Raw genomic sequence first — 23,062 nt, forward strand, 5'->3', positions numbered from 1 at the left:
ATTAGTCTTTTGAAATTTTTACTTCAGCGTTCATTCCTGGTAGCACATGCTCTGAATAATTAGAAATAGAGATTTTTACAGGAACCGTTTGAGATACTTTTGTGTAGTTTCCATCTGAGCTTGAGTTCGATGTTAAAGATGAAAGTGAATTAGTTGCATATCCCACTTCTTCAACTTTACCGTCAATTTTTGTACTACTGTCTCCATCTACTGTTACATCTACATCGTCGCCCTCTTTAATATCCTTAATCTGATCCTCTTTGATATTCGCTACGATAAATAGATCTTTCATATCTACTTCGGTTGCAATTTGCTGTCCAGCTTGAACCATTTGATTTTCTTTTACATTTGTTTGAATAATTTTTCCATCTGCTGGTACTGTAGCAGCTACAGAGCCTTTTTCAGCTTGAATCTTAGCAATTTCAGCATCTTTTGATACATCATTTCCTTCTTCCACTGTCCAGCTTGCTACCTTACCTGCTGCAGGTGCAACTACGTTGTATACATCTCCAGATACTTTAGCGTTATCCGTTGTAATATAGTTGGATTTTTGAACGTAATAATATCCTCCTCCAATTAATAAAGCTAAAATAACGATGATTCCAATAAAATTTGTTACCATTAAGCGACTTCTAGACATTCATTACTCCTCCTTAATACTTCACTAATAAAACTACTTTTTTATATAGCTTTTTCATAAAGATATTATCTCCATCTATTAGGAGATATGTTTCTTTATAATCATCCATTTGGTTAACTACCTAAATAACTTTATCATAAAGATATTTTTTCGTAAAGATATTAATTTAAAAATAATAATGGGGGTTAAAGATAATCGTTTCCATCCTTTACAATTGTTTCATTTTATTTTAGAGTTAGTTTATATATGTCCGTAGTGTACAAGGAGATGGAAGCTAGCATGGATAACAATGTAGAATCAAAAATTGAACACCTTTATCAAATTAACACATCTTTTTTTCAATATATGCGACATTTGGTCGAAGAAACATTAAAAACGCAGCCTTATCACTTAACACCCACTAAATTTTATATCTTAAACTACATTGCCAGCGGTACAAAGTATATGGTGGCAGATATTTCAAATAAACTTCACTTAACTTCGGGCGCTACAACTAGCTTATTAAATCAATTGGAAGAAGAATCTCTCATTCAGCGCGTGCGAGACGAAAAAGACCGGAGAGTCGTGTGGGTTTCATTGACCGATGAATCCAAACAGCTTGTTTCAATGATTACAGAGAAGCGAAATGTATTTTTAAAAGATATGCTAGCAGCTCTAACTGTAGAAGAACAAGAAGAATATTTTCGCTTGTTAAATAAAATGGATGCCCTTTTGAGCGATAAATATGGATTTTCTTATTAGGATACCTAAAGGAGCTCCGTTTCGAATAGAAACGGAGCTCCTTTTTTATTTTAGAAAGCCGAATTCATTAATGTAGCTGCTTTGTCAGGAAAATCGATAAAAGGATTTCGGTTGCCTTGCAATTCAAAAATTGCTGCATTGCGATGTTTTTCATAAAGTGAAACGGTAAATTCTTCATGCCATTTTAGTAAAAGAGGAAGATCTACTCGTGAAAAGTCAATTTTATTATGATAGCGAATTAAAAAATAAAGCGTAGCTCGAGCGACAATTCCTTTTCCATATTCGGGTTCAAACTTACCTTTTTCTGATTTGCCGCACCCTTCTTTCACATCTGATTGCTTAACTTCCGGTGTATAATCCGGGAAGTCAATATAAGAGGAATTACCTCTTCGGCTGTTACAAGAAGGTTCACACGCAAACAAATGATGCAAATCGCCTCTCATAGGCTCTTGTTTTCCAAACCAAGATTGTGGGACAACGTGCTCACAGTTTAGCAGTATATCATTGCTTGAAACAGATGAGTGACTAAGCGACTGAAGTGCATCAATATCTTGCTGTATCGCTTCTAACGGATCCATACCTTTCCCTGAATACAGACTCTTCAGCTCTCCATTCTCCTGTAGATCCACCCATGGATATACATATTTATGCGGCGAATAACTCAGCAAATGCTGATGCGTTTCCGTTAACAAAGCTTGCATGGCTTCTCTTTCAAAGAGAGTACCTCGATAATAAAGATTTTTACTCTCTTCATCCGTCTTTTCATCATAATAGCTTCGTTTGTTTACGTATTCGTGATAAAGGGCTTTTGCCTGCTGTTTTTCCACCATTAATATATCTAAACTGCTTTTCATCCCATCACCTCTGAAGTCATTTGACGTTGAATTTCACGCAATAGCTTTTCAACAATGGTCAAGTGCACAAACCCGTTTCCTACTTCTCTTGGTGATTCATTTAATGGAAGTGTTCTTCTGATTAACTGTGCGTAAAGCTCTGGTTCTGTAAGTTCTCTTCCAAACGTTTCATTTGAAAGAACTTTTATCAATGCCAAAGCTCCCGCCACGTGAGGCGTGGCCATAGAAGTTCCGCTCAGTGCGGCATACTTTCCATTCAAGTAGGTTGATATGATCTTCTCTCCCGGAGCCACTACGTCCACTTCATTGTTTGAGTTGGAAAATATCGAAGAACGTTTCTTTAGATCAACCGCTCCTACGCTAATCACTTCATTATATGAGCCTGGGTATGCAAACTCATCTGTGGAGCTTTCTCCATCTCCTTCATTTCCCGCTGCGCAGACAACTAAAATATTCTGATCAACAGCATCCTGAATCGCTTCATGCAGTTCAGGTACATCGGCCGGACCTCCAAGTGACATTGAAATGATATCTACTTTTTGCTGGATGGCGTAGGTAATACCTTGAATAATCCATTCATATTGACCTGAACCATTCCCATCAAGTACTTTCAGAATAAGTAAATTCACCTCAGGAGCCACTCCTACAACGCCCGCTCCATTATGCGCTGCTGCAATTGTGCCTGCTACGTGAGTACCGTGACCACTATAGTCTTGATAAACATCAGGATTTTGCTGATCATCGTGCGTAAAATTTCTTCCTCCAATAATTCGCTCCTGCAAATCTGGGTGTGTAACCTCACAGCCAGTATCCAAAACCGCTACGGTTATTCCCTGTCCTTTTGTTTGCTTCCATACTTCATCTGCTCCAATTAGAGCCACTCCTTGTGGGACTTCATTAAATTGACTTAATTGTTCAACTACTTGAAATGGGATAATGCGCACTTTGCTCTTCATTCAGATTCCCCCTGCAGGATTAAATGGAAGCTAGTTCATGGTGGGATCACTTTTAATCGCTTATTTTTGGAGCTTACTCATCGAGGTTTGTTGCTTCTAAACTTATTATAACACAAAAACAGAACACATGTTTGTATTTTTGTGATTTTTTAAAAAAATAAACAAAAAGCAGAAGCGAAATTTCCGCCTCTGCTTTTTGTTTATTGTTGGTTTTTAGAGGAATCAGGAACGGCACATTGCCCATCTGCACAAAAGGCATCATCTGCGCCTTCTGGAGAAAGACTCTTCAAAGCGGGAGTCGGATTTTCTTCTTCCCATACTTGTTGGAGAGCCCCTACAAATGTTTCGACTGGCTGTGCACCTGAAATCGCATATTTTTGATTAACAACAAAATATGGAACACCGCTAATACCATATTGCTGAGCCGTTGCTTCATCACTGCGGACTTCATTTGCGTATGCGTTTTTATCTGCGAGAATTTGACGTGCTTCTTCTCGGTCAAGACCTGCATCTTCTGCAACAGCAATCAGCGTCTCTTCTTCACCTAGATGTTTTGATTCAGTAAAATATGCATATAAGAGTTTTTCTGTAATAGCTGCTTCTTTTCCTTGAGCTTTTGCAAATTTAGCTAAACGATGAGCGTCAAACGTATTAGTTGGCTTCATATCGTCAAAATTAAAGGATAATCCCACACCAGCTGCCTGCTGTCCGATCCCTTCATTTGCCTGCTTTGCTTGTTCAATGGTCATTCCATATTTAGCAGCAAGAGCTTCATTAATCGTTTTACCAGTATTAACTGAAGCATTTGGATCTAGCTCAAAGCTTTTAAATTCAACCTGCACGTCATCTTTGTGTGCAAACTGCTGAAGCGCTTGCTCTAATCGACGCTTTCCAATATAACAAAAAGGACAGACAAAATCTGACCAAACTTCTATTTTCATCGTGACACCTCTTCAATTCAAGATAATTCTTATCGTAGCATACCTTTGAAGAATTTCCATCATAACTTGCTCAAACAAAGCAAAAAACACGGTGTTGATTTACATACTAAGTGTATTGAATCAGCACCGTGTTTTTATCTCACTTATTTTAAATTCATTGCTTTTAAAAGATCATCATGTAAATACGTATTTTCATATTAGCTAATCAATACTTGGTGGAACTTCAAGCCAGCCTTTTTTAATCATAATTTCCGTCGCTTCGCTTGCATATTGAAACGCATCTTCTCCTATCAGCATCATTTTAGCCACAATATCTCTTCGAAAACTAAATGCTGCTCCAAATGCCTGACTTCCAATACTAAAATTACTTAGTAAAATATCGCATGTCAGCATCAAACGATCAGAAAAAGCAGGCGTTTCAGAAGTCGTGATGCTTCCTGTTGAGGCAACAGAAGGTGAAATATCGTCTTGTATAATTATTTCTTCTAGACGCGTAATAATCTTTTTACTGAGCTCTTTTCCTTTCAAAAAATGCTTTTTGACTTCGGTATCTTTAGCCGTTTGAGAAAAAGCCTTCATTAACTTCATCCCCACAATGTTTGTTTCGACCCCGTGATAAAGCTGAGCTAGCTCCATCGTATTTAATACTCTTTTATCCGCAAATACATTTAAGCCGCTCAAATATTTTCTGTCAGAAACAAACTCAACAGTGGTTGGCATCGGAATATAGGGTGGACGTGATAAAATCCCTTTTTTCAGTAAATACTGCGTACAGGAATCATAACAATGTTGCGTAATCTTTGTTAAATCTTGATAAAATTTCACCACATCTTCTCTGTAGGCCTTACCTAAACTTAATGTATACATCCCCATACTAATTTCTTTAATAACACGAAGAAACATAATATCAAATCCATTAGTAAATAGTTTTGGAGCCTGTATGTTTACGTCTTGAGATGAAAGCCCGGTTGGCACTACGGCTCCTTCTTTTTCAAATATTGTTTTTATCTTTCGTATGTATATAATAAGCTGCTCACGCAAATCTGTCATAATTGTTTTAGCATCTTCATCGTCTGCATGTTCAATCATATAATCCAACAAGCAAATGATTAACGTTTTCTGCTGATATGTCATCCACAGCGTTCCAATTTCACTTGAGGTAATACTAGGTTTGTCAGGCACTGTTACTTTCCTCCGCTTCTTGAGCTTTGTTGAGTGCTTTTATCGCTCAAAAGAGAACATACTCATTGTACGTTTACTTACCATTATGCTATCCAACATTCTTTTTTTTATTTAACCCGCTGATCTATAGTTTTTGAGCAATAAAAAAACAGCTCCGCACTTACAGAACTGTTTTTTATCTTAAGCACGAAACGAGTACTCAACACCTGTTAAGTCCTCAGATACGCTCCATAGTTTTTCCGCTACGTCCGGTTTAAATAAAACATCTCCCATCATATCTTTTACAGGATATCCTTTTTTAGCATCTTTTCCGTCTGGCCCAATATATGTACCGCCTTCTATTGATTCAGTGGCTGCATAAAGAGTAGGCAGCGCGCCCATTTCTGCAGATTGACTAAATAGCTTGACTAAAAATTTCAACAAGCCGTTTGGTTCTTTGCCTGAACCGCGTGATAATAGGTTTGTATTTGAAATACCCGGATGTACAGCGGCACTAATTGTCGTTGATCCGGCTGCTTCTAAGCGAGTTTGCAATTCTTTGGCAAACAATAGGTTGGCGAGTTTGCTTTGTCTATAGAACTTCATTGGACTGTAGCCTTCTTCTCCGTCGAGATTATCAAAATAGATTTCTCCAGAATTAGCGGCTATACTGCTTACCGTTACGACACGTGAATGTGGAGTGGCCGTTAGTAAAGGAAGCAGCAAGCCCGTAAGTGCAAAATGTCCTAAATGATTACAGCCAAACTGCAGTTCAAATCCGTCTTTCGTTTTGCTGTGAGGCGGCACCATCACGCCTGCATTATTAATGAGAAGATCCAAAGACGAGTATTGTTGAAGAAATTGATTGGCAAAATGCCGAATAGAGCTCAAGTCACTAAGATCTAATGACATAATAGTCACTTTAGCATTTCCGTTATCTGCTTTAATTCTTTTCTTAGCTTCTTTCCCTTTTGCTTCATTACGCACAGCAAGAATGATTTCTGCTCCGCGAGCTGCTAGAGCCTTTGCAGCTTCAAATCCAATACCGCTGTTTCCTCCCGTTATAAGGGCAGTTTTCCCCGTTAGATCATGCATTCGTTCAGCTGTCCATTTTGTTTTCATATAAAGTTCTCCCTTTCAGCTATAGCTGCTTTTCTAGAATTTACGCGTCTCGGTCACATACGTTTTTAGAAATTAAAGTATGTATAAATTATAATATCTTCAAAACAAAAGGGACAAGCTTTTAAAAAGCTTGTCCTTTTTATATGTTTATGTGGTTCGCGGCGAATCGTAGCGCCCAAACCAGTCGTACCTGTTTGTGGATATCCATTTGTATAGCGGACTAAACGCTTTTTTCATTAATGGTAAATGCAGAAGCACACCGATTGGACATGTAAGAGGCAAAACAGCTAAAAGCCGTCTGACCGTTTCAAATCCTGCTAATACTTCCCCTTTTTTGGTGACCATATGAATTTGATCATATAAGTCTCTTCCTTCTTCTTTTAAGTAGCTATACTCTGTTCGTTCAATGTATTGAACTGGAATCCACTGGATTTGGTTCGTCCAGTCCAGCGCCTTAATTATTTTTTTTACGTTGTAACATAAAGGACATTCCGCATCAAAAAATACTTTGTGCTTCATTGTTTCCACCTTTCTTCCCTTATTTCTTTTTCCTTAGTTTATAAATACCCTTTTCTCATTTTTAATAACCATCATTAAGAGGCACTTCTTGTGCAGCCTGGCTTTAAAGCGAACATTTTTTGTGGAGTTTCTTTTGTGAAGCCGCGAAAGAAGATAGGATTTTTTTATAAAATATCACTTTTTTGGTTTAAAGCGCTAAAAACATGTTAGAATAGATTTCATATTGATTTGAAGCACTAGATGCATGCATTTAGTCGCATACTAAAAAGAACTGAATAAATCCAATGATAAAAGGTAAAGGTAATGTCTTCATAAACTTATCATGGAAGTAGGTTTATAAATAACGATGAAAAAAGGAGGGCTGGGTGATTACTTTTATCCATTTCATATAAGCTTTTTTACGTAAGGATGTGTAAACGATGAAAAATAAGTACATGCTGTCAGCTTCAGGTATGTATATTAACTATTTTCTACTTGGCATGGTCAATATCATGCTTGCATCAAATATGTCATTTTTGACAAAACAATTAAATACCGACGGTGCTGGAATCAGCTATATCATTTCTGCTATCGGAATTGGAAAATTGCTTTCATATTCTCTATCAGGCATCTTGTCTGATAAAGTCGGACGAAAACCTTTGATTATTGTTTCGTCTCTGACGATGGCTATTTTCTTAATTGGCATTCCATTATCGCCAAATTATCAAACAGCCTTTATCTTTGCCATTATTGCTGGTATTGCAAACTCTGCTATGGACGCTGGAACATACCCTGCTTTGATTGAAGTTTTTCCTAAATCTTCAGGTTCAGCCAGTGTTCTTGTAAAAGCATTTATATCAGCTGGTGCAGCGCTTCTGCCGTTTATGATTGCCTTTTTTGCGGATCGTGATTTGTTTTATGGGTATGCTTTTTTCCTTCCCGCTCTTATTTATTTACTAAATATGATCTTTATGTTCAAACTGCCTTTTCCCAATCATAAACGCGAACAGAATACAGTTCAACAGCAAAGTACAGAAGAGAATAAATTTATCTCTCCTCCTAACATGAAACAAGAAGGAATCGCTCTTATTGTGATTGGATTTACTTCTACAGCTCTGTTTACAGTGGCTCAAATTTGGCTTCCTACTTATGGTCAACAAGTATTAGGTATGGCTGAAAGCAGCTCGGTTCGCCTTTTAAGCTACTACAGCATCGGAGCTTTAATCTCTGTTTTAGTATTAGCTGTATTATTAAGCAAAGTGCTTCGTCCTGTAACGGTTATTCTCGTTTACCCGATGATTACCCTTATCGCTGTACTTACGCTTCTATTTGTTAAAGTACCTGCTATTGCAATTGCAGCTGCTTTTTTCATGGGATTTTCTACGGCTGGGGTCTTTCAATTAGCGATTACCGTTATGACCGAGCTTTTCTGGAACAAAAAAGGAACGGTTACAGGAATTGTAGCGACCGCTGCTGGATTAGCTGCAATTTTATTACCTTTAGCAACAGGGCTCATGTCTAAAACGGGACATATTTCAATTATCTTTATCTTTGATGCGATGCTTTCAGTAGTAGGTATGGCGGCGGCGGCTTTTGTTAATTACCGCTACCGCAAAATTTTAAATAAAAAGCCCCGCGAACAAATTCAAGAAACAGCCTCATAAAAAAGAGGCTGGGGCAAAAGTATTTTAGAGAAAGTAAAAAAAACGAACCATTAATGAATGGTTCGTTTTTTGTTATGGTGAACGTATGTGTCATTTCTTTAGGTCCTTCTAGCAGTTGATTGGAGGGCAAGGCGAAGACTCCTGCGGGGAAAGTGGAACAGATGAGACCCCGCAAGGAGGCTCATCGGCCACCCGCGGAAAGCGAAGACTTGCACGGAAATCAACTGCGGTGTCACAAGCAGTGCAGCTCATGCATACTATTTGTTTGTCTTTAGATTAGATTAATTTGGTAATATCTCAACCTCTTCTTAACTTTTCAGCTCACTTCCTCAGCTGATTTTTGCTTCATCAATAGAAACATTACACCTGAAACAACCGCAAAAACAGCTAAAATGTAAAAAGTAGAAGGCAACGGAATCACGCTAACTAGTGACCCCATAGCTAAGCTGCTGACAACTGCTGAAGTTTGTATAGCTGTCATATATGCCGTCGTGGCTAGTCCAATTTGACGTGGGGCCAGTGACTGAGCATACACCATGCCAACTCCCATTGTAGCGGATAGAATGAAAGCATAAAATACTTGAAGCGCAATCAATCCACTCAGCGGTAAATGAAGGCTTGTTAAAACAAAATAAAGCACTTGGCAAGCTATGCCGATAACAAAGAAGCGTTTGACTCCGATTTTATCAGAAAAATAGCCTCCTAACGGCATAAATATTAGTTCAAAAACAGACGTAACGGTAAAAAGAATTCCTACAATCGAAACGGATTGCTTTAACGTATCCGTTATATACAGCGGCAAATACATAGAACGTCCGGAATCACCCGCAAAAATGAAAAGAGCTGCTACGAATACAGCTATTAATACAGAAGGTATACCAGCTGGCGCTTTTGAAGATGCATGTGCTGAAGGTTGAGGCATACTGTCTTCTTTAAGCGCAAAAAGAACCCACACTAAAGTTGCCAGCGATAACAACCCTGATAGTAAAAATAAAAGAGTATACCCTCCGTGGTCAATGATTAAAGCTCCGAGCATCGGTCCAAAAATATAGCCTTGTGAAAATGCCATTCGCACAGTACCGGTAATCGTACCTGCCTGCAATTTACTTTCTTCCTTTTTAATAATAAAATCATTCAGCAGAGCAAAGAAAAAAGAAAACGCATTAAACCCTCCTATAGCAAGTAAAATGAGTGCTATTGTATAAGAATGCGTAAACGCTAAGGGAACTCTTGAAATGGTTCCAATCAGTAATGCCCAAATAATAAATGGCTTTCGTTTTCCCCATTTGTCTGATAAAGAAGCCAAATAAAACGAGACGATTAAACCAAGAATGCTCATTGGGACAAATAAAAATCCTGCTTGAAACGAAGTGGCGTGCAATGTATTTGTTGCCCAAACCGTTAAATAAGGCATAAAGCCGCCAACAGACAACCCAATAATAAATAATGAAATAAAAATCGTTCGAAAATCCCGGTCTGTAAATACAATCTTTATGCCTGATACAAACGAATTTTCTGCTTTCGACATAAACTCATTTCAACCCTTTCTATCCAGCTGTCAAACGTTCCATTTTCGCAAAAAAACGCACCTTTCTTCAAGAAACAGTAGAAGAAAGGTGTGTAAATGAAGGTTATTTTCCAATTTGTACAGCAATTTTTTCTTTTTGTTCTTCCTTGTTAATCAGCTCTTTGAATTTAGTTAAAAGAGGTGCTTTTAATTCTTCATCTTTTAACGCAAAAGCAAGGGTCGTAAAAATAAAATCTAATTTTTCCCCTGCATCATAACGTTCGCCTTCGAATTCGTAAGCATAAATAGAACGGTCTATATTCATACGCTGAATAGCATCCGTTAGCTGAATCTCCCCACCTTTTCCAGCTTCCTGCGTTTCAAGATAATCAAAAATGTCAGGTGTAAATACATATCGTCCAATAATTCCTAAATTAGACGGAGCTTCTTCGACTGATGGTTTTTCTACAAAACCATTCACTTCGTATAATCGGTTTTTATTTGCTTTTGGATCTATAATCCCGTAACGATGAACGGCTTCTTCCTCTACGCGCTGCACGCCGATAACCGACGATCCCGTTTGGGTATACTGGTCAATCAGCTGTTTTAAACAAGGCTGATCTGGGTCTGTTAAGTCATCTCCAAGTAAAACTGCAAACGGTTCGTTTCCAATAAATTGTCGAGCACAGCCAATCGCATGGCCAAGGCCCTTCATTTCTTTTTGACGAACGTAATGAATATTCGCTAGTTCAGAGATATGCTCCATTTCCTCTAATAGTTCGGTCTTTCCTTTTTGATGAAGCAAGTGTTCTAATTGAATATTATGGTCAAAATGATTTTCAATCGCTTGTTTTCCGTTTCCTGTAACAATTAAAATATCTTCGATGCCTGATTTTAAGGCTTCTTCCACAATAAATTGAATGACGGGCTTATTTACAATTGGAAGCATTTCTTTTGGGATAGATTTTGTAACGGGTAAAAAACGAGTACCTAACCCTGCTGCTGGTATAACTGCTTTTTTTATAGTCTGCATATGATTTACTCCTCTCTGTTAGTTATCTAGCTGTCTTACATCTATTACGCTTTAACAGGCACCATCTTGAAAATTTCTTTCACACCTTGCTTGTATCCTCCCGCTGAGCGAAGTGATTCTCCGATTTGTTGTGCATGCTGTTTATATGTGTGAGTAGTTAAAACGTCGTTAACTGTATTTTTGATGAGCTCAGCAGATACATTATTTTTATCTAATTTCACGCCTGCTCCTAACTCCTGCACGCGATCGCCCACCATAAATTGATCCACTGCCATTGGAATAACGACAAGCGGTGTATCGTAGTATAATCCTTCACTGCTGCTGTTCATTCCGCCGTGAGTAATAAATAAATCCGCACGTTTTAAAATTTCTAGCTGCGGTACGTATTGTTTTACAACGAAGTTTTCTGGAATGTGTGCTAATTCTTCAGGTTTTGTATTTTTACCAATAGATAAAATAACTTTACCCTCAAAATCTTTTAATGCTTCTATACATAAGTTATAGATTTCTAGCTGCTGATTAAAAATAGTTCCCATAGAAACAAAAATAATTTTTTCATTTTCATTTTGTAAGTAAGAAGGATCTTCAATATCTAATCGTTTAACAATTGAAGGACCAATAAACTTGTACTCACTCGTAAATTCAGATACGTGCGGCTGAAAGAATTCTGACGTAAATATTAACGTAATATCCCCTGGATTTGACATAATGTCCATGGAGTCTTTTAACTCCGTATTATATTGGCTGTTGAACTTATTTAATGATTTTTCGAATTGAGGATAAAAGGAAGATTGGTCAGGTTCTGTTTGACCACTTGGCATCATACAAGTTGCTAACTCCTTATTTAACGCAAACGTCGTACATAGAGAAACCTTTGGAAGCTGAAGAAGGTCGGCCACAGCGGAACCTGCTAAAAGGTGATAATCATAAAGTACATAATCATATGTTTCATGTTTCGTTTCACTCATAATTTTAGTAATAATATTTTCAGATTCATTTAAAAACAAATTCATTATTTCATAGCGGTCATAAGACTCTTCTTTGGTCATACGGTTGCTCATATCAAGACTTGGACGAAAATCTTCGTATTCACGAAATTCCGCTCCTGCTTTTCGGATTTTTTCAGCATAGTCTTCAATGCCGTAATAGACGACCTTCTCCCCTTGAGCCATTAATTCTTTTACAATTCCTAAAGAAGGGTTCACATGTCCTTCACCTGGAAAGCCTATTACTAATACATTTCCCATAACATCCATTCCTTTCAATTAGTTAATAATTAAACCACTTAATTATTCATTTGGTGAATTTATTGTATAGAAACTGAATTTACTATAAATTATCTTTATCGTAAAGTCATTAAGCGTTTTCAACTAAAAAAAGGTTAAATAGGCTCATTTTGGAATATAGTTATAAATTAACTCAAGAAAAACAAATATTGTAAAATTTATCTTGTTTGTAAATAGATGTATGCGCTTCAATATGATGAAAATAAAAAACACACCTAGCTACATTAAGCATAAGGTGTGTTTTTTATTTAGAAGTTATATAACTCCCATATATCTGATGTTTCTGAACCAATATACCAAGCTGCCGCCCCGCCTAAATGATAGTCATTAATTAATTTAACCCGGCGCTGCATAGATGCTTTGTCTTCGAGCCATATTTGATGCTTCGTACCATTTTCGGTGTATTCTACATAGTACTGAGAGGCTTGGCTGTCCCATTTTTTAGTTAACTTTTTAGAAGAGATAATTGCTTCGGCTTCTTTCATCGTTAAGTCTTTTGTGACAACTTTTTTGGTAGATAGATCCGTTTTCCATTCTCGCGTATAAAAAGGAACTCCCAGCAGGATTTTGTGTGCAGGTACATCTTTCATAAGAAGTTCTGTTCCTTCTTTCACCCAAGGCAGCGAAGCCACAGACCCTGGAACCTGACTTCCTCCCCAGTGTTCTTCATAACTCATCATAATGACGTAATCTGCTACTTGACCAATCTGTTTTCGATCAAAGCTTCCTGACCAAAACGGATCATTATTCTCTCGTGTTACGTCTACTGAAACGGCCATACCATGAGGCTTTAACGCTGCTTTTAATTCTTTAATAAATAAAACAAAATCTTGTTTGTTTTTGATATTAATATTTTCAAAGTCAACGTTAATACCGTCACTGTTTGTTTTCACAAGCGAACTTTCGACTGACGATACAAGCTTTTGCCGCTTTGCTTTATTGCCTAGGACGTCACTTGTCAGCACATCATCGAAATTGTTACCGATGAGCGGCCAGACTTTTTTGCCGTTTTTGTGAGCCGTTTGAACATACGATGGATTTATAGAAGATGAAACAACTTTGTCACTCCGCGTTAGCGTAAACCAGCGTGGTGAAACAACGTCTAAGTTCTTTTGTTTCATCGATTCTGCATAGCCTGCTGTTTTTTCATTAAAGCTCCAGCCCATAACTACTGGCTGATGCTTCTTTTGTGCTAAATCAGATTTTTTGATCCAGCCCTTTTTCCCTTCCAAAAGCTGTACTTGTACATAGTAATCAGGAATAATAAGCATTTGTCCAGGCTTAATATTTGTTGATGATAGCTGATTTAACTTTGTTAATTCAGTCGCTTTTACACCGTACTTTACAGAGATTTTCCAAAGCGTATCTCCTGATACTACTTTATGTAACAAGCCTTTTGGTGGTATTTTCAGCGTTTGCCCCAGAGTTAGCTCCGTCGTTTTTAGCTGATTTTGTTTTATTAGCTCGCTGACTGTTACACCATATTGTTTAGCTAGTAGCCATAGTGTATTTCCTGGCACTACTTTATGGGTGATAACTTGAGCTGCATCTCCCGCTTCAGATGAAATAGCAGGAAATTCTTCTCCTTTTTTCACTGTCTGAACAACCGAAGAATGTAAAGATGGAGAACGATACACATTTACATTATCACCTTTGACAGTGCCTACTGAAGAAGCAGCGTCTCCTTTACTTATTGGGGCCAATCCTCCACTGAAAAGACAGAGAATAAGTAGGCTCATACATATTTTCTTCATTTGATAATCTCGCCTCCCCACTTTTTGACATCACCTGTCTAGTTTACTACTCCTATAAGATAGAATCCTAGAGGTACATTGTGGTAAAGAAACGTCTGGGTATACGTCAAACTCAAATAAAAAAACTTACCGTCCGATGACGATAAGCTTTCGTTTCTTATGCATTTCCCACTACATTTTGATCGTTAATATCCATATCAATTGTATTGGCGGTACTGGCACTGCTTGTAATATTCATAAAGTTTCCTGTGTTCCCGCTACCAGAACCGACTGTTGTAAAAGCTGTACTCTTTGGCTTAATAGCCAGACAATCACCAAACTCCACTGAAGATGAAACCAATACATTCGAGATATTTACGGCTCCTACTACCGATGGCATCTGCCTCTCCTCCTGTTCACTATCTATCTGCTATATGATATGAGCAGAAGGCTAAAAAGTAGCTTTTTCATCTTTTTAATTTTATTAAGGATCAATTCGTTTATACCTTGATTCTGCAAACATATATACTCCGTATGCCATAAGCCCGATTGATACGATAGCCAGCAGTACAGACCCAAAAGGACGCTGCGCTACTTCAGCAAGGGCTCCATCTAACCCTTTCGTTTCGTCTGGATCCGCTTGAAGAGCCGTGCGAATAAGAAAGAAGCCAATAATCCCAAAGACGATACTTCGAGCAATAATACCCGCTTTTCCAATATGCCCGCTCCATCGCCACTCTTCTTTTGACATTTCGTTTTTCTTTAGTTTTTTTAGGAAGCGTCCTGAAAGAGCCCAATATACTTGTCCAATCCCAAAGATAATAACGCCGATACCTGTAAGCGCAATGATGGTTTGCCCAAAGGGATAAGATAACAGCTTGGCTGATACCGTTTGATAATGCTTACCTGACGTATGAACGTGAGCATGAAGCAAAATTTTTACCGAACTCACACAAAGACTAATATAAAACGTGGCTACAACTAAATAGCCTAAACGAGTAAAAGCGCCTTTTACACCATGCCCAACGTGGTGAGGGTCAAAAATAGCAGAAATGATTTGCCAAAACGCATATCCACTTAAACCTACTGCCAAAACGATTAAAATTAAAAATCCAAACGGCTGCTTTGCAATTGTGTGTAGGGCCCCTTGAGAAGTAACTAAATCGCCTTTTAATCCGAAAGCTGTCTGAATCGCTAATATACCGATGACAAAATAGACCACACCTTGAGCTACATGACCAAACCGTGAAAAACGCACGACAAACGGCTTAGTGCGTTCTTTTAAGCGATGTAACTTTCGACCAAACGTATCTTTTTTAACAAATGGAGATTCACCCATACGTTTCCTCCTGCTTTTTGAAAACAAACTTTATTTTATAAAACACCTGAAAATAAGCGAGCAAATGACTCTTTCGAACGTTCTACTAAGCTTCGCTTGTAAAATGCTACTGGTTTGATCAAATGACTGTCTTCCATATCTTCTTCGTAATTTTTAATGAGCGTTTGAATCGTCTCTCCCTCAATTAAAAATGCATTCACTTCAAAGTTCAGATGAAAACTTCTCATATCCATATTTGCGGTACCGACCGAAGCCATATCTCCGTCGATAATCACAATTTTTTGATGCAAAAATCCTTTTCTATACGAATATACTTCAATTCCACATCGAAGAAGTTCGGCAAAATATGATCTTGTTCCATATTGAGTCAGAAAGCCATCATTAATTTCCGGCACCATAATTCGTACTTCTACACCTTTTCTAGCCGCAATACGAAGAGCAGTTCTTATAGCTTCGTTTGGAACAAAATAGGGGGTAGAAATCCAAATTGACTTCGTCGCGCTTGTAATCATTGTATAATAATAGTCGCTCATATTTTCCTGCGTATCTGGCCCTGTCGCCACTACCTGAACGAACCCTTCTCCTTCAACACGATGAGGTTTTGTATACGCTTCATTATGAATTAAGCATTCTCCAGAAACGTATTCCCAGTCAAACATAAAAATTGAGTGCAGCGTTTGAACAGATTCACCTCTTAACATCAGGTGGGTATCTCGCCAAAAACCGATTTTTTTATTTTTCCCTAAGTACTCATCTCCTACATTTAGTCCTCCTACAAAACCTACTTCCCCATCAATTACAACTATTTTACGGTGGTTTCGAAAGTTAAATTTTTGATTAAAAAATCCATACTTAATAGGTAAGAAAGGATGCACTTTAACATTCGCTTTCTTCATTCGCTTAATATCTGAACCCGATAATGTAAAGCTTCCCATTGTATCAAACGTAAAGCGCACTTCTATACCTTCGCTTGCTTTTTTAATTAAAATATCAATGATTTCTTTTCCTAACGAATCTGAGTGAAACATGTAGTATTCCATATGAATAAAATGTTTGGCTGACTGCAAATGCTTTTTGATTTCGTTAAACGTTTCTTGCCCATTCTTAAGGACGTAGGTTTTTGTATGAACATTCATCTTTGTCAAAGATACACATTGAAGATACTGAGCAAAGTAACGCTGATGAGATTGAAGCGTTGATAGATCAGGCGTCGTTTCTTTATCTGCCATCTTTCTAAGCATCTCTCGGTTATGCATACGCTTTTTTTTGAACATATGCCCCTTTAAATAGAGCTGTCCTGAATACAAATAAAAGAAAAAGCCTGCAACAGGGAAGAAAAAGAGGACATACATCCAAACCAACGTACTTTCAGGCGTTCGATTTTCAAGCATAAGTGAATACATACAAATGAAAATGATGACACCATATAATCCAACTAAGGCATACTTCCAATGAATATCAATAGAGGTAAAAAAGAAAGCATAAATTGAAAGTAAAATAATAAATAAAAAAATAAAGTCCAACCGGCGTTTTTTCATAAAAGCTCTCCTAAAAACAAACTGTATTGTATCACTTGCCTACCTTTCATATGAGGTAGTATATGGAATACACAGAATTCTTATCATGCATGCTACATAAAATGTACATATATTTGCACAAAAAGCAGTTTAGCCGCTTAAGCAACTAAACTGAACTACCTCAGACAAGCATCATTCATATACCTATACCCTGGATGGTAAAACAAAAAACCTCCTTACAGGGAGGTTTTTTCACTGGCTTTTCAAGCATCGATGCCTTTTTATGAGTTAGTATAACCAGACTCTTTTTCTTTTTTAGGCCAAACGAAATTAGAAAGAGATAATAAGAAATCAATTCCTACAATAACTGTCCAAACTTCCACTACATTTTGCAGCACATTAATTTTTCCATTTGGTACTATATACATCATCGCCGCTAAAAGAGCTGCCCCAATAGCGTAAGCAACAAGATGCTGTATCCATGATTTAAAATAATGCTTTGCATATTCTATTCCATAGCGCCTACGAGGTTTTTCTCCGCTTTTCATCACATAATATTGAAAGCGTTCGTCTGCCCATTGAATCATACTTTTTCCAAAAGCAATCGAAATTCCAATATACACGGCTGCAATAGCGTGAGCATAAGTCGCTGTAGCACCTCCGTAAAGGTCTATGCTCGTCACAATCAGAAGAAAAAAATCAACAACAGGTGTTAAAGCTAAAATAAAAAAACTGAGCTTTTGTTTTTTAAACATATACCTTGTTGCTAATCCTAAAATGATGACTATCCAAAAAGCGATTTCACATGCAATAATCATCCAGGCTATTAAATTCAAATAATCCCCTCTCTTCCTCTCGTTCAACGAATAGATAATAGGTTTTAAATAAAAAATTTTATGCATAAGTTTATTTTTATGTATATACATCCTGCTTCATAACCCTACGGCTTATTCCATCCTCAGCTGAGTTCTAAGATCCATTGAAACGTATTTGCTAGGCGGGTCTTTTAAATCGATATCTATAATACTCCCAGCTCATTCCTACCGCGACTCCAATCGAATAGGCTAGTATATCGCTCCATAAGAAGCCATACCCCAAAATGAGCCCTCCTAGCGCAGTCTTTCTTATGTCATCAATCCACGGAGCGTGATACAGCTGTGTAAATTCAATGAAGTAACAAAACACTATAGCAAACATACCAATCATTTTTGTCTTCCATGTAGGAAACAAAAAACCCGCACTGACAAAAATCATTAAGGCCCATAACGAATCTCCCGCATATATATTTATGATGTGAGGAAGATGCGCAGTAAGTTTTCTTGATAAGAGGCCTGCTCCCATGATCACAATAGCTAGAAGCAGATATACCCATCTATTTCTTTTATTCATTTCAAACTCCTTTTTCTTAAATGCTCCGTCACAATAAGCCTTCACTGTATAATTTTATCAGAACCGCAAACTGTTAAATACCTCTTTTTTTCATTTTTTACAGCTTCCCCCTATGTATATATGACAAGTGTCATAGTTTCTATATGACACGTATGTCTTAAATAGTCAGAAAAATCCCTTTATACTGAGGATAATATACGGTGATGAAAGGAATTTCATATGACTATACAAAAACAAAAGAATTTACGAAAACAAGTTGCACCCTTTGAAAAAGCAGTAATGAAAGACAGCATAAGACAATTGATTAATACTTTTTTACCTTTTTTCACACTATGGTTTCTCGCTTATGAGAGCCTTTCAATTTCTTATTTGTTAGCATTTCCGCTAACTGTTATCGCAGCAGGGTTTTTAGTAAGAATATTCATTATTTTTCATGACTGTTGTCACTATTCTTTCTTTAAGAGTAGACAACACAATAAAATTCTCGGAACAATTACCGGTGTGTTAACGATGTTTCCTTACAGTCAATGGGGACATAGCCATGCCATTCACCATGCAACAAGCAGCAACTTAGATAAAAGAGGTACGGGTGACATTTGGGTGTTAACCGTAACGGAATATAAAGAAGCGTCTATTTGGAAAAAAATCGCTTACCGTATCTATCGCAACCCGTTCGTTATGTTCGGCGCGGGACCTATATATGTATTTTTGATTACAAACCGATTCAATCGAAAAAATGCGAAGAAAAAAGAGAGAATGAACACGTATCTTACAAATGTATTGATTGTTGCATTAGCAGCAGCGACCTGCTGGTTGGTAGGTTGGCAGGCGTTTGTATTAATTCAAGGACCGATTTTCTTCATTTCAGGTTCAATTGGAATTTGGCTGTTTTATGTACAGCATCAGTTTGAAGATTCTTATTTTGAAGAAGATGAGCACTGGGATTATGTAAAAGCAGCCGTTGAAGGAAGTTCATTTTACAAGCTTCCAAAACTTTTGCAATGGCTAACAGGCAATATCGGGTTTCACCACGTACATCATTTAAGCCCAAGAGTGCCCAACTATAAGCTTGAAGCTGTTCATCAACACACACAGCCTCTTCAAAATGTACCAACCATTACACTCGCAACAAGCCTTCGCTCTCTTCGATTCCGTTTATGGGATGAAGAAAACAAAATGTTTGTGAGCTTTAAAGAAATAAAAAAACGCTCAACTGCACCAAAAGCAAGCAGAATTTCTTCTCAAACAAAAGCAGAACTTTAATAAAACAGTCAAGCTTTCAAAAGCTTGACTGTTTTATCTATTCTCCTAAACTTATTTCATTCTACTTTGTGGTAAACTAATAGTGTATTTTAACAAACAAATGAGGTTCTTTATGAAAAAATATACGTTTTTCCAAAAAATCACTGGGCTATCTCCTTACATATGGACGGTATTTGCCATTTTACCATTTTATTTTATCTTACAGTCTTCATCCATGAATCACATTATTCTTGGCTCTTTACTCACCATCTTATTTTTTATTTTCTATCGTTTTGCATTTGTTTCAACAGACAAGTCCGTTTACGTATGGACGGCTTTATTAATCGTCATTTCCTTAGCCCTAACAACGATTTTTAATTATATTTACTTTGCCTTTTACTTCGCTTTTTTTATCGCTTATTTTATTGGAAATATCCAAAAACGGCTCGCTTTCTTCACTTTGTATGCTGTTCATTTGATCAGCACCGTTATTTCGGTAAACTTTAACGTTGTTATGCAAGAAGAGATCTTTTTAAAACAGCTGCCTTTCATTTTTGTAATTTCCATTAGTGTAATTGTACTGCCATTTAGCATTTATAACCGGAAGAAGCGAGACCGGCTGGAAGAACAGCTGGAAGATGCAAATAAACGTATTTCTGAGCTTGTAAAACAGGAAGAGCGCCAGCGTATAGCTCGCGACCTGCACGATACGCTAGGACAAAAGCTGTCTCTTATTGGTCTAAAAAGTGATTTAGCAAGAAAACTTATTGCAAAAGATCCTGAAAAAGCAAAATCTGAATTAAAAGATGTCCAGCAAACAGCGCGCACGGCTCTTAATGAAGTGAGAAAAATGGTTTCTCAAATGCGTGGAATTCGCCTTAGCGAAGAACTAAAACGCGTTCAAGAGCTTTTAGAAGCTGCCGAAATTACGTTTGTAGGAGAAAAGGATGTTTCATTAGAGAATGTGTCTTTGCTAATTGAAAATATTCTGAGCATGTGCTTAAAAGAAGCCGTAACCAATGTGGTCAAACATAGTCAAGCCACCGTTTGCACGATTACTTTACATCAGTCTGCAAAAGAAGTAGGCATAACGGTAGAAGACAATGGAGTGGGTATTAATACGAAAAAAAACTGCTGGGAAGGAAACGGACTTTTAGGAATGAAAGAGCGGTTGGAGTTTGTAAACGGCCATCTTGATATCTCCAGTCAAGGGGGGACGATTATTCATATTACAGTTCCAAACATCGTCAAACATATTAAGGAGGAACAATTATGATTCGAATTGTCATTGCCGAAGATCAGCAAATGATGTTAGGAGCTTTAGGCTCTTTGTTAAATTTAGAAGATGACATGGAAGTTGTCGGAAAAGCTTCAAATGGGGAACAAGCGGTATCACTTGCTAAGCAGCACCAGCCAGACATATGCGTAATGGACATCGAGATGCCACTTAAAACTGGGCTTGAAGCTGCAGAGGAACTAAAAGATTTAAACTGTAAAGTCATCATTTTAACAACGTTCGCTCGCTCTGGCTATTTTCAAAGAGCTTTGAAAGCAGGCGTAAGTGGCTACTTGCTAAAAGATAGTCCGAGTGAAGAACTCGCAAATTCAATTCGAAGCGTGATGGCAGGCAGACGCCTCTATGCTCCAGAATTAGTGGATGACTTATATAGTGAATCTACCAGTCCTCTTACTGCTAGAGAGAAAGAAGTATTAGCTCTAGTAGCTGATGGAAAAAACACAAAGGAAATTGCTGACGAACTATCTATTAAGACCGGAACAGTGCGCAACTATATTTCTACCATTCTGGACAAACTCGAAGTAAAGAATCGCATTGAAGCTATTACTCGCTTTAAAGAAAAAGGATGGTTCAAATGAAAAAAGCATGCATCAAACCGAGATGCATGCTTTTTAATCATTTGGCAATTTATCGTACCCTAATTTGTCGATGATCACGACATGCTCGGGGAATTCATCAAGCAGCTGCTGTTTTGTGAATAATTCAAAGTCACGGAAATCAAAGCCTGGTGCGACCATACATCCTACCAGGGAAAACGTATTCTCATTTGCGACAGAGGAACCGAAAATGGTATCTCTTGGAACTAAAAATTGAGGAACTTCTCCATTTTCTAAGTTTGTACCTAGTTTTACTTCTTGATAGGTTCCGTCGCGGTAGATAATATGAATGGTTAAAGAACTTCCCCCATGATAGTACCATAATTCATCTGATTGCAGCCGGTGGAAATGCGATACATCGTGAGACCTTAATAAAAAGTAAATACTCGTATATAGAAATCGTTTGTCATCAAACTGAGATGACACTTCTTTATCAGAAATTTCATCATTAGAACGATAGGTTTGTTTATAAAACCCTCCTTCTGGATGAGGCTGCAGCTCAAGCTTTGAAATCCAATATTCCCAATTATGTAAATCCATTACGTTCCTTCCCTTCCTTTTTTCTTTTATCATTAACTACATCATAGTAAATCATTCTTTCTAACACAACAAACGGCTTCATTATTCCATTAGGAAAATGAAGCCGCTTACCACCGGTATCTTATCATTACATCCTACCCTTTCTGTTAGCACGGCTATATCTATACCTGCTAGAATGGCAGCGATGAAATAAATACGTCATATACAAATCTAACTGAAATCGATCTCCCTCAATGAAAAATTGAAACGGCTGTTCTTTATCTTGATAAATTCCCGCAGATGAACGCTGCTTAAACGGGACAATATTCATCTCTTTTCCCCCTCAGACAGATGTGCTTTTTAGTGTAAATGCTGATGACAAACGTAATATTTTTTGATAAAAGTGAGGGCAGCCTGTGCATCTTGAATGCCAAGCTTTTTACAAACGCCCGCTAACATGAGCAGTTTGTACATAACCAGCTTTTGATTATTGGTTGCCAGTACGTAATAAACAATCGTATTAGCAACTGCCCGCGGTAATCTTATTTTTTTCAACTCATATAACGCAGCAGACGAAGACATGCCTGCTTCGTTTAAAATTTGCTCGGTTGTGTACGTCTCCAAATAGCGAGCAAGCTTTCTTTCTTTATTGTTAAATATACCTTTAGAATCGTTCATTTTCTCTCCCTCTGTTATTTTAATAATCCATTAAACGCTGCATTAATTAGCCATAATGCGATAGCTCCCCCTGATAAATAAGTGCTGAGATAGAATATTAGCTCCATATACCTCCCTCCCATTTCTATCTTACCCCTTCATTTCTCTAGCTGCAGTGATATTCATCACAGTAAAAAGTGTATTGTTGAGCTGCCGAATAGCTCCGCAAAAGAGCTCGTGAGAAAGGTCTCACGAGCTGCTTAGTTAGCATTTTTATTTTCGGATAATGCGTTTAAAAATCATAATAATTAATAATACAACCACAATAACAAGCAAAAATTTCAACATGAGTTGTCCATCCCTTCAAATC

The 23,062-nt window shown here is 37.5% G+C and carries 25 protein-coding genes; 6 read left to right on the forward strand and 19 right to left on the reverse strand.

From position 1 onward, the window contains the following. Position 1: 1 nt before the first annotated feature. Complete coding sequence (locus tag SCI76_RS06560; protein WP_221831776.1) at positions 2 to 640, reverse strand: HlyD family efflux transporter periplasmic adaptor subunit; 639 nt, start codon at positions 638 to 640, stop codon at positions 2 to 4. A 279-nt stretch (positions 641 to 919) separates the two neighbouring features. Between SCI76_RS06560 and SCI76_RS06565 the strand changes: the two genes are divergently transcribed. Then, complete coding sequence (locus SCI76_RS06565; protein WP_033578476.1) at positions 920 to 1,381, forward strand: MarR family winged helix-turn-helix transcriptional regulator; 462 nt, start codon at positions 920 to 922, stop codon at positions 1,379 to 1,381. Positions 1,382 to 1,431: 50 nt separating this feature from the next. Here SCI76_RS06565 and SCI76_RS06570 read toward each other — a convergent pair whose 3' ends face one another. From SCI76_RS06570 to SCI76_RS06595, 6 genes are all read right to left on the reverse strand, one after another. Beyond that, positions 1,432 to 2,235, reverse strand: coding sequence for an endonuclease I family protein (locus tag SCI76_RS06570; RefSeq protein WP_221831778.1), 804 nt, complete (start codon positions 2,233 to 2,235; stop codon positions 1,432 to 1,434). Next, a complete protein-coding gene (locus SCI76_RS06575; RefSeq protein WP_407545102.1) occupies positions 2,232 to 3,191 on the reverse strand; it encodes a S8 family peptidase in 960 nt (319 codons plus the stop codon). The genes SCI76_RS06570 and SCI76_RS06575 overlap by 4 nt, the downstream gene beginning before the upstream one ends. A gap of 200 nt (positions 3,192 to 3,391) precedes the next feature. Beyond that, positions 3,392 to 4,132, reverse strand: a complete 741-nt coding sequence (locus SCI76_RS06580) for a DsbA family oxidoreductase (RefSeq protein WP_063246900.1) — start codon at positions 4,130 to 4,132, stop codon at positions 3,392 to 3,394. 201 nt (positions 4,133 to 4,333) lie between these two features. Continuing rightward, complete coding sequence (locus tag SCI76_RS06585; RefSeq protein WP_033578473.1) at positions 4,334 to 5,314, reverse strand: DUF3231 family protein; 981 nt, start codon at positions 5,312 to 5,314, stop codon at positions 4,334 to 4,336. A gap of 180 nt (positions 5,315 to 5,494) precedes the next feature. After that, positions 5,495 to 6,415, reverse strand: a complete 921-nt coding sequence (locus SCI76_RS06590; protein WP_048018521.1) for an oxidoreductase — start codon at positions 6,413 to 6,415, stop codon at positions 5,495 to 5,497. A gap of 147 nt (positions 6,416 to 6,562) precedes the next feature. Beyond that, positions 6,563 to 6,934 carry a thiol-disulfide oxidoreductase DCC family protein gene (locus SCI76_RS06595; RefSeq protein ID WP_028413991.1) on the reverse strand — a complete coding sequence of 124 codons (372 nt, stop codon included), beginning with the start codon at positions 6,932 to 6,934 and terminating at the stop codon, positions 6,563 to 6,565. 419 nt (positions 6,935 to 7,353) lie between these two features. On the opposite strand from SCI76_RS06595, the gene SCI76_RS06600 reads away from it, so the two are divergent. Both SCI76_RS06600 and SCI76_RS06605 read left to right on the forward strand, forming a co-directional pair. Beyond that, positions 7,354 to 8,577, forward strand: a complete 1,224-nt coding sequence (locus tag SCI76_RS06600) for an MFS transporter (RefSeq protein WP_028413992.1) — start codon at positions 7,354 to 7,356, stop codon at positions 8,575 to 8,577. Between the two features lie 115 nt (positions 8,578 to 8,692). After that, on the forward strand, positions 8,693 to 8,857 hold the full coding sequence (locus SCI76_RS06605) for a hypothetical protein (protein ID WP_168760487.1): 165 nt from the start codon (positions 8,693 to 8,695) through the stop codon (positions 8,855 to 8,857). Between the two features lie 36 nt (positions 8,858 to 8,893). Here the strand turns inward: SCI76_RS06605 and SCI76_RS06610 are convergent, their stop codons facing one another. The 9 genes from SCI76_RS06610 to SCI76_RS06650 all read right to left on the reverse strand — a co-directional run bounded on the left by SCI76_RS06610 (position 8,894) and on the right by SCI76_RS06650 (position 18,381). Next, on the reverse strand, positions 8,894 to 10,105 hold the full coding sequence (locus tag SCI76_RS06610) for an MFS transporter (RefSeq protein ID WP_310884291.1): 1,212 nt from the start codon (positions 10,103 to 10,105) through the stop codon (positions 8,894 to 8,896). A 103-nt stretch (positions 10,106 to 10,208) separates the two neighbouring features. After that, entirely contained in the window at positions 10,209 to 11,117 is a 909-nt protein-coding gene (gene galU / locus SCI76_RS06615; RefSeq protein ID WP_028413994.1) for a UTP--glucose-1-phosphate uridylyltransferase GalU, read from the reverse strand. A 44-nt stretch (positions 11,118 to 11,161) separates the two neighbouring features. Further along, positions 11,162 to 12,364: a macrolide family glycosyltransferase gene (locus tag SCI76_RS06620; RefSeq protein ID WP_033578469.1), complete on the reverse strand. Its 1,203-nt coding sequence runs from the start codon at positions 12,362 to 12,364 to the stop codon at positions 11,162 to 11,164. A gap of 287 nt (positions 12,365 to 12,651) precedes the next feature. Beyond that, positions 12,652 to 14,106, reverse strand: coding sequence for a glycosyl hydrolase family 18 protein (locus SCI76_RS06625; protein WP_407545103.1), 1,455 nt, complete (start codon positions 14,104 to 14,106; stop codon positions 12,652 to 12,654). Positions 14,107 to 14,314: 208 nt separating this feature from the next. Beyond that, entirely contained in the window at positions 14,315 to 14,536 is a 222-nt protein-coding gene (locus SCI76_RS06630; RefSeq protein ID WP_028413997.1) for a spore germination protein, read from the reverse strand. An 84-nt stretch (positions 14,537 to 14,620) separates the two neighbouring features. Then, a complete protein-coding gene (locus SCI76_RS06635; protein WP_048018518.1) occupies positions 14,621 to 15,475 on the reverse strand; it encodes a DUF1206 domain-containing protein in 855 nt (284 codons plus the stop codon). A 35-nt stretch (positions 15,476 to 15,510) separates the two neighbouring features. Continuing rightward, the gene (gene cls / locus SCI76_RS06640; protein WP_407545104.1) at positions 15,511 to 17,013 is read right to left on the reverse strand and encodes a cardiolipin synthase; all 1,503 of its coding nucleotides are present in this window, start codon (positions 17,011 to 17,013) and stop codon (positions 15,511 to 15,513) included. Positions 17,014 to 17,273: 260 nt separating this feature from the next. Continuing rightward, positions 17,274 to 17,828, reverse strand: coding sequence for a hypothetical protein (locus SCI76_RS06645; RefSeq protein WP_407545105.1), 555 nt, complete (start codon positions 17,826 to 17,828; stop codon positions 17,274 to 17,276). Positions 17,829 to 17,985: 157 nt separating this feature from the next. Next, positions 17,986 to 18,381 carry a DUF2809 domain-containing protein gene (locus SCI76_RS06650; protein WP_063246893.1) on the reverse strand — a complete coding sequence of 132 codons (396 nt, stop codon included), beginning with the start codon at positions 18,379 to 18,381 and terminating at the stop codon, positions 17,986 to 17,988. A gap of 219 nt (positions 18,382 to 18,600) precedes the next feature. On the opposite strand from SCI76_RS06650, the gene SCI76_RS06655 reads away from it, so the two are divergent. From SCI76_RS06655 to SCI76_RS06665, 3 genes are all read left to right on the forward strand, one after another. Beyond that, positions 18,601 to 19,644, forward strand: coding sequence for a fatty acid desaturase (locus SCI76_RS06655; protein ID WP_407545106.1), 1,044 nt, complete (start codon positions 18,601 to 18,603; stop codon positions 19,642 to 19,644). Between the two features lie 112 nt (positions 19,645 to 19,756). Further along, a complete protein-coding gene (locus SCI76_RS06660) occupies positions 19,757 to 20,899 on the forward strand; it encodes a sensor histidine kinase (protein ID WP_063246891.1) in 1,143 nt (380 codons plus the stop codon). Next, positions 20,896 to 21,498: a response regulator transcription factor gene (locus SCI76_RS06665; RefSeq protein ID WP_013056197.1), complete on the forward strand. Its 603-nt coding sequence runs from the start codon at positions 20,896 to 20,898 to the stop codon at positions 21,496 to 21,498. The genes SCI76_RS06660 and SCI76_RS06665 overlap by 4 nt, the downstream gene beginning before the upstream one ends. Positions 21,499 to 21,531: 33 nt before the next feature. Here the strand turns inward: SCI76_RS06665 and SCI76_RS06670 are convergent, their stop codons facing one another. The 3 genes from SCI76_RS06670 to SCI76_RS06680 form a co-directional block, all read right to left on the reverse strand. After that, a complete protein-coding gene (locus SCI76_RS06670; RefSeq protein WP_028414004.1) occupies positions 21,532 to 22,056 on the reverse strand; it encodes a cupin domain-containing protein in 525 nt (174 codons plus the stop codon). A gap of 127 nt (positions 22,057 to 22,183) precedes the next feature. Next, positions 22,184 to 22,366, reverse strand: a complete 183-nt coding sequence (locus SCI76_RS06675) for a hypothetical protein (protein WP_063246890.1) — start codon at positions 22,364 to 22,366, stop codon at positions 22,184 to 22,186. 29 nt (positions 22,367 to 22,395) lie between these two features. Continuing rightward, positions 22,396 to 22,713: a hypothetical protein gene (locus tag SCI76_RS06680; RefSeq protein ID WP_028414006.1), complete on the reverse strand. Its 318-nt coding sequence runs from the start codon at positions 22,711 to 22,713 to the stop codon at positions 22,396 to 22,398. Positions 22,714 to 23,062: the final 349 nt, after the last annotated feature.

It is taken from the genome of Priestia sp. HNGD-A6 (assembly GCF_045784335.1).
GTDB lineage: Bacteria > Bacillota > Bacilli > Bacillales > Bacillaceae_H > Priestia > Priestia zanthoxyli.

Bases quoted from the DNA above. Each gene is read 5' to 3' on its own strand.
- SCI76_RS06560 (WP_221831776.1), bottom strand. From the start codon at position 640: ATGTCTAGAAGTCGCTTAATGGTAACAAATTTTATTGGAATCATCGTT.
- SCI76_RS06565 (WP_033578476.1), top strand. From the start codon at position 920: ATGGATAACAATGTAGAATCAAAAATTGAACACCTTTATCAAATTAAC.
- SCI76_RS06570 (WP_221831778.1), bottom strand. From the start codon at position 2,235: ATGAAAAGCAGTTTAGATATATTAATGGTGGAAAAACAGCAGGCAAAA.
- SCI76_RS06575 (WP_407545102.1), bottom strand. From the start codon at position 3,191: ATGAAGAGCAAAGTGCGCATTATCCCATTTCAAGTAGTTGAACAATTA.
- SCI76_RS06580 (WP_063246900.1), bottom strand. From the start codon at position 4,132: ATGAAAATAGAAGTTTGGTCAGATTTTGTCTGTCCTTTTTGTTATATT.
- SCI76_RS06590 (WP_048018521.1), bottom strand. From the start codon at position 6,415: ATGAAAACAAAATGGACAGCTGAACGAATGCATGATCTAACGGGGAAA.
- SCI76_RS06595 (WP_028413991.1), bottom strand. From the start codon at position 6,934: ATGAAGCACAAAGTATTTTTTGATGCGGAATGTCCTTTATGTTACAAC.
- SCI76_RS06600 (WP_028413992.1), top strand. From the start codon at position 7,354: ATGAAAAATAAGTACATGCTGTCAGCTTCAGGTATGTATATTAACTAT.
- SCI76_RS06610 (WP_310884291.1), bottom strand. From the start codon at position 10,105: ATGTCGAAAGCAGAAAATTCGTTTGTATCAGGCATAAAGATTGTATTT.
- galU (WP_028413994.1), bottom strand. From the start codon at position 11,117: ATGCAGACTATAAAAAAAGCAGTTATACCAGCAGCAGGGTTAGGTACT.
- SCI76_RS06620 (WP_033578469.1), bottom strand. From the start codon at position 12,364: ATGGGAAATGTATTAGTAATAGGCTTTCCAGGTGAAGGACATGTGAAC.
- SCI76_RS06630 (WP_028413997.1), bottom strand. From the start codon at position 14,536: ATGCCATCGGTAGTAGGAGCCGTAAATATCTCGAATGTATTGGTTTCA.
- SCI76_RS06635 (WP_048018518.1), bottom strand. From the start codon at position 15,475: ATGGGTGAATCTCCATTTGTTAAAAAAGATACGTTTGGTCGAAAGTTA.
- cls (WP_407545104.1), bottom strand. From the start codon at position 17,013: ATGAAAAAACGCCGGTTGGACTTTATTTTTTTATTTATTATTTTACTT.
- SCI76_RS06650 (WP_063246893.1), bottom strand. From the start codon at position 18,381: ATGAATAAAAGAAATAGATGGGTATATCTGCTTCTAGCTATTGTGATC.
- SCI76_RS06655 (WP_407545106.1), top strand. From the start codon at position 18,601: ATGACTATACAAAAACAAAAGAATTTACGAAAACAAGTTGCACCCTTT.
- SCI76_RS06660 (WP_063246891.1), top strand. From the start codon at position 19,757: ATGAAAAAATATACGTTTTTCCAAAAAATCACTGGGCTATCTCCTTAC.
- SCI76_RS06665 (WP_013056197.1), top strand. From the start codon at position 20,896: ATGATTCGAATTGTCATTGCCGAAGATCAGCAAATGATGTTAGGAGCT.
- SCI76_RS06670 (WP_028414004.1), bottom strand. From the start codon at position 22,056: ATGGATTTACATAATTGGGAATATTGGATTTCAAAGCTTGAGCTGCAG.
- SCI76_RS06675 (WP_063246890.1), bottom strand. From the start codon at position 22,366: ATGAATATTGTCCCGTTTAAGCAGCGTTCATCTGCGGGAATTTATCAA.
- SCI76_RS06680 (WP_028414006.1), bottom strand. From the start codon at position 22,713: ATGAACGATTCTAAAGGTATATTTAACAATAAAGAAAGAAAGCTTGCT.